The 16,353-nt window shown below is 64.4% G+C and carries 12 protein-coding genes and 1 other RNA gene; 9 read left to right on the top strand and 4 right to left on the bottom strand.

All coding sequences use genetic code 11. The annotated features are described in order from the left end of the window. Positions 1-44: 44 nt before the first annotated feature. On the top strand, positions 45-1,427 hold the full coding sequence (gene hemN / locus BLT78_RS02185; protein WP_090347408.1) for an oxygen-independent coproporphyrinogen III oxidase: 1,383 nt from the start codon (positions 45-47) through the stop codon (positions 1,425-1,427). A gap of 86 nt (positions 1,428-1,513) precedes the next feature. Continuing rightward, positions 1,514-2,257 (top strand): fumarate/nitrate reduction transcriptional regulator Fnr, encoded by a 744-nt coding sequence (gene fnr / locus BLT78_RS02180; protein WP_090347407.1) that lies wholly within the window; start codon positions 1,514-1,516, stop codon positions 2,255-2,257. A gap of 70 nt (positions 2,258-2,327) precedes the next feature. Here fnr and recR read toward each other — a convergent pair whose 3' ends face one another. The 4 genes from recR to ffs form a co-directional block, all read right to left on the bottom strand. After that, positions 2,328-2,927, bottom strand: a complete 600-nt coding sequence (gene recR, locus BLT78_RS02175; RefSeq protein ID WP_090347406.1) for a recombination mediator RecR — start codon at positions 2,925-2,927, stop codon at positions 2,328-2,330. A 92-nt stretch (positions 2,928-3,019) separates the two neighbouring features. After that, positions 3,020-3,346, bottom strand: a complete 327-nt coding sequence (locus BLT78_RS02170; RefSeq protein ID WP_090347405.1) for a YbaB/EbfC family nucleoid-associated protein — start codon at positions 3,344-3,346, stop codon at positions 3,020-3,022. Positions 3,347-3,356: 10 nt separating this feature from the next. Continuing rightward, a complete protein-coding gene (gene dnaX, locus BLT78_RS02165) occupies positions 3,357-5,384 on the bottom strand; it encodes a DNA polymerase III subunit gamma/tau (RefSeq protein WP_090347404.1) in 2,028 nt (675 codons plus the stop codon). 180 nt (positions 5,385-5,564) lie between these two features. Further along, positions 5,565-5,661, bottom strand: an RNA gene (gene ffs / locus BLT78_RS02160) — signal recognition particle sRNA small type. 392 nt (positions 5,662-6,053) lie between these two features. On the opposite strand from ffs, the gene BLT78_RS02155 reads away from it, so the two are divergent. The 7 genes from BLT78_RS02155 (at position 6,054) to BLT78_RS02125 (ending at position 16,334) form a co-directional block, all read left to right on the top strand. Next, positions 6,054-8,984 carry an ATP-binding protein gene (locus BLT78_RS02155; RefSeq protein WP_090347403.1) on the top strand — a complete coding sequence of 977 codons (2,931 nt, stop codon included), beginning with the start codon at positions 6,054-6,056 and terminating at the stop codon, positions 8,982-8,984. Between the two features lie 194 nt (positions 8,985-9,178). Beyond that, complete coding sequence (rfaH, locus tag BLT78_RS02150; RefSeq protein WP_090347402.1) at positions 9,179-9,703, top strand: transcription/translation regulatory transformer protein RfaH; 525 nt, start codon at positions 9,179-9,181, stop codon at positions 9,701-9,703. 252 nt (positions 9,704-9,955) lie between these two features. Next, positions 9,956-11,440, top strand: a complete 1,485-nt coding sequence (locus tag BLT78_RS02145) for an MBL fold metallo-hydrolase (protein WP_090347401.1) — start codon at positions 9,956-9,958, stop codon at positions 11,438-11,440. A gap of 215 nt (positions 11,441-11,655) precedes the next feature. Then, a complete protein-coding gene (locus BLT78_RS02140; RefSeq protein WP_090347400.1) occupies positions 11,656-12,210 on the top strand; it encodes a hypothetical protein in 555 nt (184 codons plus the stop codon). A gap of 92 nt (positions 12,211-12,302) precedes the next feature. Then, entirely contained in the window at positions 12,303-13,466 is a 1,164-nt protein-coding gene (locus tag BLT78_RS02135; RefSeq protein WP_172830758.1) for an outer membrane beta-barrel protein, read from the top strand. A gap of 79 nt (positions 13,467-13,545) precedes the next feature. Further along, positions 13,546-14,085: a polysaccharide biosynthesis/export family protein gene (locus tag BLT78_RS02130; RefSeq protein WP_090347399.1), complete on the top strand. Its 540-nt coding sequence runs from the start codon at positions 13,546-13,548 to the stop codon at positions 14,083-14,085. A gap of 2 nt (positions 14,086-14,087) precedes the next feature. Then, positions 14,088-16,334 (top strand): GumC family protein, encoded by a 2,247-nt coding sequence (locus tag BLT78_RS02125; RefSeq protein ID WP_090347398.1) that lies wholly within the window; start codon positions 14,088-14,090, stop codon positions 16,332-16,334. The last annotated feature ends 19 nt before the right edge of the window (positions 16,335-16,353 follow it).

Genomic DNA, 16,353 nt, shown 5'->3' with positions numbered 1-16,353 from the left:
CTCCTAGACTTGGCCATAAGTCTTAATTTGCAGGGCTACCCCGCATGCTCGACGCCATTCGTTGGGATACCGATCTGATTCGCCGCTACGATGTGGCCGGGCCGCGTTATACCTCCTACCCTACCGCCGTTCAGTTTCACGACGGTGTCAGCCCCTTCGACCTGATCCAGGCCCTGCGTGGCAGCGCCCAGGCCAAGCGACCGCTGTCGCTGTACGTGCACCTGCCCTTCTGCGCCCACATCTGCTACTACTGCGCCTGCAACAAGGTCATCACCAAGGATCGCGGACGCAGCGCCCCCTATCTGCAGCGCCTGCTGCACGAAGTGGAACTGGTCAGCCGCCATCTCGACCGCAGCCAGGAAGTCGAGCAGCTGCACTTCGGCGGCGGCACGCCGACCTTCCTCAGCCATGACGAACTGCGCCAGCTGATGGCGGGCCTGCGCCAGCACTTCCATCTGCTGGACGACGACACCGGCGACTACAGCATCGAGATCGACCCGCGCGAGGCGGACTGGACCACCATGGGCCTGCTCCGCGACATCGGCTTCAATCGGGTCAGCCTCGGCGTGCAGGACTTCGACCCCGCCGTACAGCGCGCGGTCAACCGCATGCAGAGCCCGGAGGAAACCCGCTCGATCATCGAGGCGGCGCACACCCTGCAGTTCCGCTCGATCAACATCGACCTGATCTACGGGCTGCCGCTGCAGAATGCCAAGTCCTTCGCCCGCACCGTGGACGAAGTCATCGCCATGCAGCCGGACCGCCTGTCGGTGTTCAACTACGCCCACCTGCCGGATCGCTTCCCGCCGCAGCGCCGGATCAATGCCGAGGACCTGCCGAGTCCCGGCGAGAAACTGGAGATGCTGCAGCGCACCATCGAGCAGCTGTCCGCCGCCGGCTATCGCTACATCGGCATGGACCATTTCGCCCTGCCGGACGACGAACTGGCCATCGCCCAGGAAGAAGGCACCCTGCAGCGCAATTTCCAGGGCTACACCACCCACGGCTATTGCGACCTGATCGGCCTGGGAGTCTCCTCGATCAGCCAGATCGGCGACCTGTACTGCCAGAACACCAGCGACATCAACAACTACCAGAGCAGCCTGGACAGCAACCAGCTGGCCACCCGTCGCGGCCTGCACTGCGACGGTGACGACCGCATCCGCCGCGCCGTGATCCAGCAGCTGATCTGCCATTTCAAGCTGGATTTCGCCGAGATCGAAGAGCGCTTCAACATCGACTTCCACGGCTACTTCAACGAAGTCTGGCCGGAGCTGGAGAACTTCGCCCGCGATGGCCTGATCCGCCTCGACGAGCGGGGCATCGACATCACCGCAGCCGGTCGTCTGCTGGTACGCTCGGTCTGCATGCTGTTCGACCGCTACCTGCCGCTGCTGAATACCCAACGTTTCTCGCGAGTCATCTGAAGTCGATGTTCATGGTCCTGCACTGGCAGCCGCCGGCATGCTGCGGTAACCTTGCGCTCAAACCTCGCTTTAGGTAGCTGTTCGACATGACCGCCGGCCAAGACAACATCAAGGTGCGCAACCTGCCACAGGCGCACTGCAAGGAATGCAGCCTCTCCCCTCTTTGCCTGCCGCTGTCCCTGACCATGGAAGACATCAACGCGCTCGACAACATCGTCAAGCGCGGCAGGCCGCTGAAGAAGGGCGAGTTCCTGTTCCGTCAGGGTGACAGCTTCACCTCGGTATTCGCCGTACGCACCGGCGCGCTGAAGACCTTCAGCGTCACCGACAATGGCGAGGAGCAGATCACCGGTTTCCACCTGCCCAGCGAACTGGTTGGCATGTCCGGCATGGACGCAGAGGCCTATCCGGTCTCCGCCCAGGCGCTGGAAACCACCTCGCTGTGCGAGATTCCCTACGAGAAGCTCGACGAGCTGTCGGTCCAGCTGCCCCAGCTGCGCCGCCAGCTGATGCGCCTGATGAGCCGGGAAATCCGCGACGACCAGCAGATGATGCTGCTGCTGTCGAAGAAGACCGCCGACGAGCGGATCGCCACCTTCCTGGTCAACCTGTCGGCGCGCTTCCGCGCCCGCGGCTACTCCGCCAACCAGTTCCGCCTGGCCATGTCGCGGAGCGAGATCGGCAACTACCTGGGGCTGGCGGTGGAAACCGTGTCCCGCGTGTTCACCCGCTTCCAGCAGAATGGCCTGCTGCAGGCCGACGGCAAGGAAGTGCAGATCCTCGACTCGGTCGAGCTCTGCGGCCTGGCCGGCGGCCGGCTGGAAGGCTGACAGCAAGCCTGCCTGGCATGAAAAACGCCCGCGCCGGGAGACCGGGGCGGGCGTTCTCATTTGTACGGGGTCAGAGCTCGAACTGCCTGCGCCCGGCCATGGCGTGCGCCAGGGTACCGCCGTCGACCAGCTCCAGCTCGCCGCCGAGCGGTACGCCATGGGCGATGCGCGACAGCCTGAGACCACGCGGAGCCAGCAGCTGGGCGATGTAGTGAGCGGTCGCCTCGCCCTCCACCGTGGGGTTGGTCGCCAGGATCACTTCGCTGAAGCGCCCCTGCCCGATCCGCGCTTCCAGCTCGGGAATGCCGATGGCTTCCGGCCCCAGGCCATCCAGCGGCGACAGATGTCCCTTGAGCACGAAATAGCGCCCGCGATAGCCGGTCTGCTCGATGGCGAACACATCCAGCGGCCCCTCCACGACGCAGAGCAGACTATCGTCGCGGCGCGGATCGCTGCACTGCAGACACAGCTCGTCCTCGCTAAGGGTACGACATTGCCGGCAATAGCCGACCCCTTCCATCGCCCGCGTCAGCGCCTGGGCCAGGCGCAGGCCACCGCTGCGATCCCGCTCGAGCAACTGCAGGGCCATGCGCTGGGCGGTCTTCTGGCCGACGCCGGGGAGAATGCGCAGGGCGTCGATCAGTTGGCGGATCAGGGGGCTGAAACTCATGGGAATTACCGTCGCAATGCAGGGTGCGCACAGCGCACCCTGCGATGGTGCGGTCACGCAGGGTGTGCCGGGCGCACCAGGGGAAATCAGGCTCAGAACGGCATCTTGAAGCCGGGCGGCAGCTGCATGCCCGCGGTCATGCCGGCCATCTTGTCCTGATTGTTCTGCTCGATCTTGCGCACGGCATCGTTCACCGCCGCGGCGATCAGGTCCTCCAGCACTTCCTTGTCTTCCTGCATCAGGCTGTCGTCCAGGGTGACGCGCTTGACGTCGTGACGACCGGTCATCACCACGCTGACCAGGCCGGCACCGGACTGGCCGGTCACTTCGGCGTTGGCCAGCTCTTCCTGCATCTTCTGCATCTTTTCCTGCATCTGCTGCGCCTGCTTCATCAGCGCGGCCATGCCACCTTTCATCATGGGGATCACCTCAATTGTCCAGGGGTACGATTGTGCCGTCGCGGATCACCGCGGCGAACTGCTCCATCATCTGCCGAACCAGCGGGTCGGCGTGAATCGATGCCTCGGCCGCGCGCTGACGCTCGGCGCGCTGACGGGCGGCGGCCTGGGCAGGGGTTTCCTGCTCGGGCCGGACGATATCGATCTGCAGAGTCAACGGACGACCATGATAGCTGCTCAGCGCATCGGTCAGGCGGCGCTGCTGACCGGCGTTGAACAGCGCGCTCTGCCCGGGATCCAGGTGCAGGTGCCAGCGATCGCCATCCACCGCCACCAGCGAGCAGTTGGCGGCGATGCTGGCCGTCATCCCGGCCAGTCCCAGCCTGGGGAACAGCTCCAGCCACTCGGCGGCCAGGCCGGTGGCCGGGCGGGAGGCTGGCAGTGGCTCTTCCTCGCGCGCCTGCTGAACCGGCTCGCGGTCGTCGACCGGCTGCATGTTCTCCAGATAGGCGTATGCGTCCACATCCACCGAGTCGTAGTCGTCGTCGGCCTCTTCGGCGGCGCTCTCCTCCATTACTGTCGGCGGCACAGCCGTGGGCGCAGCAGCATCCGTACGCGGCTGCGGCGCCGGTGCGGGTACGGCTGCCCCGACGCCCCTCGCCGGAGGAGGCTCATGCGCCGGTGGCGCCGCAGACGCTACCGGTGCGGCAAGCGCCTGCGGTTGCAACTCCGGCGCGGGAGGAGGCGGAACCGGCGCGGACGGCTCCTGTGCGGCGACAGCCATGCGCTCCTCGGGGCGTGGCCGATCTTGCGGCGCGACATCCCAAGGCACATCGACCGGCTCGGCAGGCAACGACGCCGGGGGCGGCACAGGCGCAGCGACGGCAGCCCCAGCCACCGGTGCCGTCGCGGAATCAGTCGTGGCCTCACTGATCCCCGAGGTCTTTAGCGGCGTATCCGGCGCCCTGGCCGCATCGGCCGGACGGAACGCCAGCATGCGCAGCAGCACCATCTCGAAACCGCTGCGCGGATCGGGCGCCAGCGGCAGATCGCGGCGACCGATCAGGCCCATCTGGTAATAGAACTGCACATCCTCGGCCGGCAGCGCTCCTGCCAGCCCGAGTACCCGCTCGCGATCGCCCTGGCCATTGTCCACCGCCTCCGGCAGCACCTGGGCGATGGCCACGCGATGCAGCACGTTGAGCATCTCGGCCAGCACGCCAGCCCAGTCCGGCCCCTGCTCGGCCAACTGGCGCACCGCCTCAAGCAAGGCGCGGGCATCACCGGCCAGCAAGGCCTGCAGCACGCCGTAGACCTGACCATGGTCGAGGGTGCCGAGCATGGCGCGCACGTCGGCAGCCAGCACCTTGCCCTCGCCGAAGGCAATCGCCTGGTCGGTAAGGCTCATGGCGTCGCGCATCGAGCCATCGGCGGCACGCCCCAGCAGCCACAGGGCATCCGCCTCGAAAGGGATCTGCTCGGCGGTGAGGACGTGGGTCAGGTGCTCCACCACGCGCTCGGGCGGCATGTTCTTCAGCGAGAACTGCAGGCAGCGTGAGAGGATGGTGACCGGCAGCTTCTGCGGATCGGTGGTGGCGAGCAGGAACTTGACGTGCGGCGGCGGCTCTTCGAGGGTCTTCAGCAGCGCGTTGAACGAGTGCGTGGACAGCATGTGCACTTCGTCGATCAGGTAGACCTTGTAGCGGCCACGGGTCGGCGCGTACTGCACGTTGTCGAGCAGCTCGCGGGTATCCTCGACCTTGGTGCGGCTCGCCGCGTCCACCTCGATCAGGTCGACGAAACGGCCTTCGTCGATCTCCCGACACACCGAGCACTGGCCGCAGGGTGTCGAACTGACGCCCTGCTCGCAGTTCAGGCACTTGGCCAGGATGCGCGCGATGGTGGTCTTGCCCACCCCGCGGGTGCCGGTGAACAGATAGGCGTGGTGCAGGCGCTGATTGTCCAGCGCATTGATCAGGGCCTTGAGCACATGGGTCTGGCCGACCATTTCACGGAACGAGCGCGGACGCCACTTGCGGGCGAGGACCTGGTAACTCATCGAATCTTTCGCTGCGGGCAATTGAGCGTGGGGCGTCATGCTAGCGAAGCGTGGGGCAAATTGCACCCGCTCGAGGGGACTGGACGGGACGTCGCTCAAGAGATGGCCCCGTGCGAGCCGCCCCGCAGACCATGAGCAGAAGCGGCCGGCAAGGTTTTCGCCCGCCAGAAATGGAGATGGCCCCGCCAGCCACACCCCGGCACACGATGTCACCGCTATGGCTGCTCCCTTCCGGGCCTGACCAGGTTGACGGCTAATCATTGCGGGGGGACCGACAGGGCCACCATAACGTACCCGCCGTGGTAGCGGGCCGCGCCATTGTAGCGAGTCGCACGCAACTTACAACCCGCCAGGCAAAAACTTTGCCTGACAGATACTTAGGCAACCCCAGACAAGACCACCCGCCGTCGCTCCGGCACAGACGAGCCCCCACCGCCACAAGGCATACGGGCTCCGGCCTGCGCGGGAATGCACCAGCAGGCCGGGCTCGCTCGACAAGGTCGAAAGCCCCCAGCCCGGCCGGACTCAATTTTGCAAAACTCGTCACAAATCGGGGGCTTTCCATTATCATCCGCGGACCCAGCCAACGCCGTTGGCGAGCATCATCCCTAAACTGCCGAATCCACAGGCTGGCCCACCCAGCGCGATCAACCCCAAGGGCGCACAGGTATGCAGGAAACCCCGAAAACCACCCTCCGCAGCTGGATGTGGCGCGCCTTCGTGCAGAGCGCCCTGATCCCGCTGGTTCTGGTGGAAACCGTACTGATCGCCGCCTACCTGCTCACCAACAGCTCGATTCGCGAAGCACAGATCGAACACCTGCGCGAGACCGCGCTCACCGACCTCAAGGGTGCCGCCCAGCAGGAAGCGCATCTGGTCAGCGAGCGCCTGAACGCCATCGCCAAGCTCACCGGCGTCTACAGCGAACAGATCGGCAACGTCCTGCAACAGAAAACCTACCTCGACGACAGCTTCGAGCGCGAACGCCACGCCCGCACCGACGACGGCGTGCTCTACACCAAGACCGACGACGGCCGCGCCGCCTCCTTCTACGCCAACAGCACCCCGGCCAACCAGCAGGACATGGACCGGGTATTGCGCCTGGCCCAGCTCGACCCGTTGATGAAGAGCCTCAAGGACGCCAACAAACTGGTCGCCTCGCTCTACTTCAACACCTGGGACAGCTACAACCGGATCTACCCCTGGTTCCACACCCCGGACCAGTATCCGCACGACATGGTGATCCCCAACTACAACTTCTATTACCTCGCCGACGCCCGCCACAACCCGCTGCGCAAGGTGGTGTGGACCGACATCTACGTCGACCCCGCCGGCCACGGCTGGATGATGTCGGCGCTGGCCCCGGTCTATCGCGGCGACTTCCTTGAAGGGGTGGCCGGCCTGGACATCACCGTCGACAACATCCTCAAGGAAATCGCCGGCCTGCAGGTGGCCTGGAACGGCTACGCCATGCTGGTCAGCGCCGAGCAGAACATCATGGCCCTGCCGCCCCAGGGCGAACAGGACCTGCGCCTCAGCGAGCTGACCAACCACTCCTACGACGAAGCCATCCGCAAGGAAATCTTCAAGCCCGCCGACTTCAACCTCAGCAAGCGCCAGGACACCAGCGGCCTTGCCGAAGCCATCAGCCTCAGCGCCACCGGCGTGCAATCCCTCGATCTGGGCGGCCAGCGCAAGCTCGCCGCCTGGGCGACCATTCCGGAAACCGGCTGGAAGCTCATCACCGTGGTCGACGAGGCCGAGGTATTCAGCAAGACCAACGCCCTCGCCTCGCGCTACCAGCAGATCGGCTACCTGCTGATCGCCGGCCTGGTGATCTTCTACCTGCTGTTCTTCGCCGCCATGTGGCTGCGCTCGCGCCAACTCAGCCACCACCTGCAGCAGCCGATCGACGGCATCACCTGGATGCTGGCGCAAATCGGTCAGGGCCAGTGGATGCCCAAGCGCACCGAGTCGACAATCGCCGAGTTCGACCAGATGGCCAGCGCCACCACCGCCATGGGTCAGCAACTGGCGCACAGCGAAGCCACCCGCCTGCAAGCCCAGAAGCAACTCGGCCTGGTGCTCGACTCGACCACCGAGAGTGTCTGGGAGATCGACCTGGAGCAGCGCACCATCCGCATCGAGGGCCGCCTGATCGAGCGCTTCGGCCTCAACGGCCCGCAGATGGACCTGGATACCTTCTATTCCCGCATCCACCCCGACGACCTCGAGCAGGCAATCACCTGCCTCGAACACCCCGAGCAGTCGCCGAGCGAGAACTACACCATCGAGTACCGCCTGGCCGACTCTCTCGGTGTCTACCACTGGCTGCTCAGCCGTGGCCGCGCCGTGGATACCGAGGCCGACGGCTTCATCCGGCGCCTGGCCGGCACCCACGTCGACATCGACGCCCTCAAGGCCACCCAGGAAGCCCTCAGCCAGGCCAGCCAGCAGGCCCAGGCCGCCAACATCGCCAAGACGCGCTTCCTGTCCAGCATGAGCCACGAGCTGCGTACTCCGCTCAACGCCGTGCAGGGCTTCGCCCAGATGATCCAGCTGGAACTGGCCGACCGCCCGGAGGAAAGCAGCCTCAGCCAGTACACCGGCGAAATCCTCACCGCCAGCAACCACCTGTGCCTGCTGGTCGACGACATCCTCGACCTAGCCTACATCGAGGCGCAGAAGACCAACCTGACGATGGAGATCGTCGACGCCCGGCAGATCATGAGCGAATGCATCGAGCTGATCCGCCCGCAGGCCAGCGAACACAATCTGCACCTGGAAAGCCACTTGCCCGAGGGCAGCCTGCTGGTCCGCGCCGAAGCCCGCCGACTGCGGCAGATCCTGCTCAACCTGCTGAGCAACGCGGTGAAGTACAACCGCCCCAACGGCCACCTGTCGCTCAGCTACAAGATCACCCCCGGCAGCCTGCGCCTGATCGTCGAAGATACCGGCCACGGCATCAGCGAGGACAAGCGCCCGCTGCTGTTCAAGCCGTTCCAGCGCCTCGGCCACGAAAACAGCACCATCAAGGGCACCGGCATCGGCCTGGTCCTCAGCCGCGAACTGGCCGAACTGATGCACGGCAAGCTCGACTTCACCAGCGAGCCCGGCATCGGCAGCACCTTCTGGATCGAACTGCCGTTCAGCCCGACGCTGCAGAAGGACATCCACGGCGAACGCGCCGAAAAGCCGCATGGCGTTCCCCTGCTGCGCACCCTGTACGTCGAGGACAACCACGCCAGCCAGCGACTGGTGCAGAAGGCCCTCGCCGACCTGGCCGACGTCGAGATCATGGAGAACGGCCTCGAGGCCCTGCACTGGATCACCGAGAACCCGCCGGAACTGCTGCTGCTCGACATCGACCTGCCCGGCCTGCAAGGCGACAGCCTGCTGCGCAGCCTGCGCAGACACCCGCGCACCCGCGACCTGCCGGTCATCGTCATCAGCGCCGGCGCCCTGCCGGAAGACCAGGCCCAGGTCAGCGAGCTCGGCATCGTCTGCTACCTGACCAAGCCGCTGAAGATCCAGGCGCTGCGCGAGGCTGTGACGCTCATAGGACAGCGCCGGCTCCAGCACTCCGCCACCATACAGTGACTGCCCTACCGAGAAGGGGCGACAACTCAGCCGGCCTTTGGTCTGGTTAACCAGCACAAAGGTGGACTGAAATATTTGTGTAAGGCGGGAAGCATGGCACAATCCGGCGGTTGAATTGGTCACGGTAAGTGATGGCGACGAACATCAGCCATCACAGCCCTGTCCGCGGCCCAGCCAGGATGCAGCACTTTCGCATGAGCGAATCTCTTACCCAGCCCAATGCACAGCACGGCGAATCGGACTGGTATCTGATCCAGTGCAAACCTCGTCAGGACGAGCGCGCCGAGGAGAACCTCGTGCGCCAGGGCTATGCCTGTTACCGCCCCATGCATACCTGCGAAAAGATCGCGCGCGGCAAGCGGCAAATGGTCAAGGAGTCACTGTTTCCCGGCTACCTGTTCATCCAGCTCAGCCGGCTCGACAACTGGGCTCCCCTGCGCTCCACCCGCGGCGTCAGCCGCCTGGTGACCTTCGGTAACCAGCCGACACCTATCGACGCCAACCTCGTCAGCCAGTTACAGCGGCGCTGCAGCGCCACCCCTCCCGATCAGTTCCTCGAATCCGGTGACAAGGTACGCATCGATCAAGGCCCCTTCGCCGAGCTGGAAGCCATTTTCCTGTCCATGGATGGTAATGAGAGAGTGGTAATACTGATGAAGATATTGCAGCGCGACCAGAAAGTCCGAGTTCCACTATCAAGCATTCGCAAAATCGAATAGGGAAAAATGCTTACAGACAGTCGATTGAAAAAACCGTCACAATCAAAAGGATAAGCAACAACCCAAGGAGCAGGGTGCATCTCAGACGCCCCCTCACGGCACAAATGACAAACGGCATGCCTGACGCACAGCATTCGCGCGCCAGGCATTCGCTGCATGGAAGATTCGTTCTCAGGGAATGACGGACAAACCCTGGGGCGGTAGCGTGCCTGATTGCACGTCAAGATGGCGCATCGTTAATGGACTAACCACATGCCCTATCCAAAAGTCGCACACCATGGCGCCGCGAACGGCGTGACCGGTTCCTGCCACCAACTGCAGCTCGACGAGCAACACAACCTGCTGATCGACTGCGGCCTGTTCCAAGGTGCGGAAACCTCCGTTGACGGCCTGAGTAGCAACGACAAACCGCAAATCGACTTCGATACCGGCAATATCCGTGCGTTGATCGCAACACACGTTCACGTCGACCACATTGGGCGCCTACCACAGCTGCTCGCTGCGGGATTCAAGGGCCCCATACTGTGCAGCGAGCCTTCGGCCCGACTGCTCCCTCTTGTGCTGGAAGACGCCTTTCGCCTGAACGTGAGTCGCGACGCCAAGCTGCTTGAGCGTTATCTCAACCTGATCGAGATGCGCACCATCGCACTGCCGTACAACACCTGGTTCAGCATAGTCGAGAATCCGCAACTTTCTGCCCGCATCCGCCTGCAGCGCGCCGGCCACATCCTCGGTTCGGCCTATGTCGAATGCGACCTGCACTACCACGCGAGTGGCAAGAAGAAGCGTATCGTTTTCTCTGGCGACCTCGGTGGACCACATACCCCCCTGCTCCCAGCCCCCAAGTCACCCTGGAGAGCTGACACCCTGGTACTGGAAAGCACCTACGGCGATCGCATCCATGAGCCAAGGGGCGACCGCCGCCAGCGGCTGCAGAAAGTGATCGAGAAGGCACTGGCCGACAACGGCACGGTGCTGATTCCGGCCTTCAGCATAGGCCGAACGCAGGAATTGCTCTACGAACTGGAAGACATCACCCAGAGGATGAAGTTCACACTTCCGGCAACTGACGAGGCAGAGAAGGCATCTGTCAGTGCAGCAAGCGGCGCGATCAACTGGCCTGCCCTGCCGATCATCCTCGACTCGCCTCTGGCCAGTCGCTTCACCGAGGTCTACGGACAACTACAGGACTTCTGGGACAAAGAGGCTCTGCAACGCCTGCGCCGGGGGCGCAACCCGCTCAAGTTCGGCAATCTGCTGACGATAGACAGCCATGGCGATCACCTCGCCATGGTGCGTCACCTGGCACAGAGCGGGCGCCCCGCCATCGTCATCGCCGCAAGCGGCATGTGCAGCGGCGGTCGCATCGTCGACTACCTGAAGGCCATGCTTGGCGACAAACGGCACAACGTCCTGTTCGTCGGCTATCAGGCCAAGGGAACTCCCGGACAGATCATCCAGCAGTACGGCCCGCGCGGCGGCTACGTCGATCTGGATGGCGAGCGGTTCGACATTCGTGCCGGGATCGAAAGCATCGGTGGTTACTCCGCCCATGCCGACCAGAAAGGTCTGGTCAATTTCGTCGCGCGCATGCGCCACTGGCCGAGCGAGATCCGTCTTGTGCACGGCGAGCAGGAGGCCAGAAAAAGACTGGCCAGTGCCCTGGCCGAACGATATCGACAGAAAGCACGAGCAGTGACGATTCACACCGACCTGAAAGGCATCACCGACCAGTAGCCTTCCCACGAACCCCGGCCCGGCAGTCATTCGATGGCGCGTCGGAGAAGGCTTCTTGCAGCCGTCCAGAAGGCCACCTCGCAAGATCCAGCTCCATCTTGCCACCAGCCAGCCACTCAGCTCCGCTCAGGCTTGGCATCAGATTCACCAACACAAGAAAGATTCACTCCTTGCCTCGGCAAGGCCCACTGCTGCAAATAACGAGGACGTTAAACATGCGCAAAACCCTGACCGCGTTTTCCATCGCCCTGGCCCTGGCCTCCGGCCAGGCCATGGCCGACCAGAAGACCGCCGACGCCATGGTGGCTGCCGGTGTCGTGACCGCCGAACAGGCCCAGGCCATCGCCGCCGCCCAGAACGACCAGGAGCTGGCTGCCGCCATTGCTGCGCTGGTCGCTGCAGCCGCCACTCCGGAAGCCGCTGCCGCCATCGTGACCGCCGCCATCCAGGCCGCTCCGCAGGCTGCCGCCGCCATTGCCAGCGCCGCCGTCAGCGCAGCTCCGAGCGCCGCTGTCGCCGCGGCCGTGGCAACCGCCGCCGTGCAGGCCGCCCCGGCCGATGCCAAGGCCAGCGTGAGCTCCGCGGCTACCAGCGCCGCCCAGGCCTCGACCGTTCCGGGCGTGGCAGCAGCAGTCAGCACCGCCGTCGCTTCGGCCACCGGCAGCACCACCAGCGGCGGCGCCGGCGGCACCACCAGCGGCCCGACCACCCCGACCTCCAGCACCCCGAGCGGTAGCGGCGGCGGCGGCGGCACTGCCAGCCCGAACTGATCCGTAGCACGGACGACGAACACCGATGGCGGCCAGTATGGTCGCCATCGCGAAAATCAGCTCCGCCACTACCGGCAAGGATTCCCTGTTCAATGAGCAACAAACTGCACATCAGCCTGCTGGCCGCCGCCATCTCCGGCGTCGTCTGCGCCAACGCCTGGGCGCTCGAGCCGCAGAGCATCAAGCTGGCCGACGGCCTGAACTTCACGCCCACCCTGAAGGTCAGCGAAAGCTACGACGACAACTTCCGCGAAGTGGAAAACGACGAAGAGTCGAGCTGGATCACCACCATCGCGCCGACCTTCACCCTCGGCGCGGAAGGCCGCAAGAGCGCCTACAAGGTGAGCTACAGCGCCGTCAGCGACACCTTCCACTCGAGCCACAAGGACAACAACACCGACCATCACCTGACCGGTGATCTCGGTCTGGAGTTCGACGCACGCAACCGTCTGAAGCTGAACGCCGGCTACCACGACGTCGAGGAAACCGCCGGTCTCGATCAGAAGGTCGAGAACGACATGTACAACACCAAGAACCTTGGTGGCGTGTACACCTACGGTGCCGAGAGCGCCCGCGCGCAGATCGACTTCGGCGCCAACTACGAGGAGATGCGCTACACCAACAGCGACCACCTCAACGCCGACAAGGAGCGCGACACCACCGCGCTGCGCAGCACCTTCTACTACCGCGTCGCGCCGAAGACCAAGCTCCTGCTGGAAGGCCGTCACACCGACTACAACTACGTCAGCAACGACCGCCTGAACAGCGAGAACATGGGCCTGCTGGCCGGTGCCACCTGGGAGGCCACCGCCAAGACCACCGGTACCGTCAAGCTCGGTCGCGAGAAGAAGGACTTCGACGACTCCAGCATCGGCGAGAAGTCCGGGGGCATGTGGGAAGTCGGCGTCGCCTGGGAACCGCGTACCTACTCGCGCTTCAACCTGAACACCCGCCAGGGCTTCGACGAAGGCGACAGCGGCGCATCGACCATCAAGACCCAGACCACCACCCTGAGCTGGGATCACGACTGGGCCGAGCGTCTGACCTCCAACGTCAGCTACACCCGTCGCGACCAGGACTACCAAGACATCCAGCGTGAAGACAACGCCGACATCTTCGGTATCGGTCTGACCTACGAGATGCGTCGCTGGCTGGACGTCGGCATCGGCTACAAGTACGCCGAGAACGACTCCGACGCAGCCAACGAAAGCTACGAGCGCAACATCTATGCGTTGACCATCAACGCCAGCCTGTAACCCATCGGGTCGCAGCGACCATGCGGGGGGGTGGCGCCCCCCCGTGCACTACCCGCCCCCACAAGAGAAACCGAGCCACATGGTCATCCGCTATTTCTTCCGCCTGATCCTCGGCCTGTTGCTGCTCAACAGCAGCGCCGTGCTGGCCGAAGGCAACTCCACCTACAAGCTGGCCTCGGGCGACGTCATCCGCATCAACGTCTTCGGCGAGCCGGATCTCAGCCTCGAGGAAATTCGCCTCAACGATGCCGGGATCTTCTCCTACCCGTTCCTCGGCGAAGTGCGTGCCAAGGGCAAGACCGCAGCCGAGATCGAGCAGTACCTCACCGAACAACTCAAGGGCGACTACCTGGTCGACCCGCGCGTCACCGTCAGCGTCCTCAAGTACCGCGAATTCTTCATCAGCGGAGAAGTGAAGGAACCCGGCGGTTACCGCTTCCAACCGGGCCTCACCCTGCGCCGCGCCGTGGCCCTGGCCGGTGGCCTGACCGAGCGCGCCTCGGTAGGTCGCATCACCATCATCCGCGACCAGGATCCGGACCGCACGCCGCAGCCGGCGACGCTCGATACCCAAGTGATGCCTGGCGACACCATTACCATTGACCAGGGTTTCTTCTAAGAATGGAAAGCAACGCCCAGATCAACGAGCGCAACCTGATCGCCACGCGACAGGCTGACGACGACAACGACGAGATCGACCTGCTGCAACTGTGGCAGACCCTCTGGCGCCGCAAGTGGAGCATCCTCGCCCTGGTGCTGGTGGTGGTCATGGTCACCGTGCTGGCGGTCCTCAGCATCACCCCCATCTACCGCGCCGGCGCCACCTTGCTGATCGAGAAGAAGGAAGCCAACGTGGTGTCCATCGAACAGGTCTACGGCCTGGAAGGGGACAGCAACGAATACCTGCAAACCCAGTTCGAACTGCTCAAGTCTCGCGCCCTCGCCGAGCGCGTGGTCAAGCAGCTCAACCTGACCACCCACCCCGAGTTCGACCCGCGCCAGCAGCCCGAGCCGCTGATCGACATCGGCGGCCTGCTGGCCGGCTTCAACATCGGCAAGGCCATCCCCGCCACCCTGCCCGAGGACCTCGAGGAAGGCGTCGACCCGACCGAAGCGCAGATCCTCGACAGCGTCACCAAGGCCTTCATGGGACGCATCTATATCGTCCCGCAGGGCAAGAGCCAACTGGTGAGCGTCGAAGTGGAAATGGCTGATCCGCGCCTGGCCGCCAAGGCCGCCAACGCGCTGGCCAACGGCTTCATCGAAAGCCAGATGGAAGCGAGCATGGAAATGTCCATGACCGCCACCAACTGGATGAATACCCGCCTGAGCGAACTGCGCGTCAAGCTGAAGGAAGCCGAGGACAAGCTGCAGGCCTTCCGCGAGAAGGAAAACCTGGTCGACGTCGACGGCGTATCCACCATCAGCGCCGCCGAACTGTCGGCAACCAGCGACCGCATGATCGATGCCCGCCGCCAGCGTGCGGAAGCGGAAAGCCTGTACCGCCAGGTGCAAGGCAGCCGCGGCGCCGGCTGGGAACGCCTGGCCAGCATCCCGGCAGTGCTGGGCGACCCGCTGATCCAGCAGTTCAAGGCCAACGAAGCCAAGGCCAAGGCCAAGGTCGAGGAGCTGTCCAAGCGCTACGGTCAACGTCACCCGACCATGGAGGCCGCCCGCACCGAGCTGGCCGCCGCCTCCGCCAGCCTGCGCGGCCAGGTCGAGCAGGTTGTCGCCAGTATCGAGCGCAACTACCAGATGGCCGTGGCCAACGAGGGCTCGCTGCGCGCCTCCGTGGAAGCCAACAAGGCGCAGATCCAGGACATCTCGCGCAAGGAATTCAAGCTGCGCGAGCTGCAGCGCGAAGTGGAAACCAACCGCGCCCTGTACGACACCTTCCTCAGCCGCCTGAAGGAAACGGCCGCCACCTCCGACCTGGAAACCGCCAATGCCCGCGTGGTCGACAAGGCCATCGTGCCGGCCATTCCGGTCAAGCCGAAGAAACCCCTGATCGTCGCCATCGCCGCCCTGCTCGCCCTGTTCGCCGGCGCCGGCCTGACCCTGCTGCTGGAAGCGCTGAACAACACCTTCAAGGGTACCGAGGAAGTCGAGAACAAGCTCAATCTGCCGGTCCTCGGCATCCTGCCGCTGGTCAAGAACAAGGATCGCTCGGCTGTCGCCCACCTGTTCAGCGACAACAAGGACAAGAGCTTCTGCGAGTCGATCCGCACCATCCGTACCGGCGTGGTGCTGTCCAACATGGAAGAACCGCACAAGGTCCTGGTGATCACCTCCTCCATTCCGGGCGAGGGCAAGAGCACCGTGTCCGCCAACCTGGCGATGGCCCTCGGCCAGATGGAAAAGGTGCTGCTGATCGACGCCGACATGCGCCGCCCGACCCTGGCGAAGAACTTCGACTTCCCGGTCGGCACCCCCGGCCTCGCCAACCTGATCGCCGGCACCGCCAAGCTCGAGGAGTGCATCAAGCAAGTCGACGGCATCGACATGCTCAGCGCCGGCGCCGTGCCGCCGAACCCGCTGGAACTGCTGTCCTCGCCGCGCTTCGAGAAGGTCCTGGAGTTCCTGCGCAGCCGTTACGACCGCGTGGTCATCGACTCCCCGCCGACCCAGGCGGTCAGCGATGCGGCCGTGCTGGCCACACACGCCAACGCGCTGCTCTACGTGGTCAAGTCCGAAGCCACGGCGATCCCGCTGGTACAGAAAGGCGTCGGCCAGTTGCTGCAAAGCAACGCGCCGGTTACCGGCGTGGTGCTCAACCAGGTGGACATCAAGAAAGCCCAGAAGTACGGCTACAGCTACGGCGGCTACTACGACTACTACGGTTACAGCAGCGACGCCCAGAAAGCGTGAAAGCAAGCCCCCTCCCCTC

It is taken from the genome of Pseudomonas oryzae (assembly GCF_900104805.1).
GTDB classification, from domain to species: Bacteria; Pseudomonadota; Gammaproteobacteria; order Pseudomonadales; family Pseudomonadaceae; genus Geopseudomonas; species Geopseudomonas oryzae.
Note: the sequence above shows the minus strand (reverse complement) of the source record. Positions and strands in the feature narration are given on the sequence as shown.

Coding starts and splice junctions, on each gene's coding strand:
- BLT78_RS02170 (WP_090347405.1), bottom strand. CDS start 3,346: ATGATGAAAGGTGGCATGGCCGCGCTGATGAAGCAGGCGCAGCAGATG.
- BLT78_RS02135 (WP_172830758.1), top strand. CDS start 12,303: ATGAGCAACAAACTGCACATCAGCCTGCTGGCCGCCGCCATCTCCGGC.
- rfaH (WP_090347402.1), top strand. CDS start 9,179: ATGAGCGAATCTCTTACCCAGCCCAATGCACAGCACGGCGAATCGGAC.
- BLT78_RS02125 (WP_090347398.1), top strand. CDS start 14,088: ATGGAAAGCAACGCCCAGATCAACGAGCGCAACCTGATCGCCACGCGA.
- recR (WP_090347406.1), bottom strand. CDS start 2,927: ATGAGTTTCAGCCCCCTGATCCGCCAACTGATCGACGCCCTGCGCATT.
- BLT78_RS02130 (WP_090347399.1), top strand. CDS start 13,546: ATGGTCATCCGCTATTTCTTCCGCCTGATCCTCGGCCTGTTGCTGCTC.
- dnaX (WP_090347404.1), bottom strand. CDS start 5,384: ATGAGTTACCAGGTCCTCGCCCGCAAGTGGCGTCCGCGCTCGTTCCGT.
- hemN (WP_090347408.1), top strand. CDS start 45: ATGCTCGACGCCATTCGTTGGGATACCGATCTGATTCGCCGCTACGAT.
- fnr (WP_090347407.1), top strand. CDS start 1,514: ATGACCGCCGGCCAAGACAACATCAAGGTGCGCAACCTGCCACAGGCG.
- BLT78_RS02140 (WP_090347400.1), top strand. CDS start 11,656: ATGCGCAAAACCCTGACCGCGTTTTCCATCGCCCTGGCCCTGGCCTCC.
- BLT78_RS02155 (WP_090347403.1), top strand. CDS start 6,054: ATGCAGGAAACCCCGAAAACCACCCTCCGCAGCTGGATGTGGCGCGCC.
- BLT78_RS02145 (WP_090347401.1), top strand. CDS start 9,956: ATGCCCTATCCAAAAGTCGCACACCATGGCGCCGCGAACGGCGTGACC.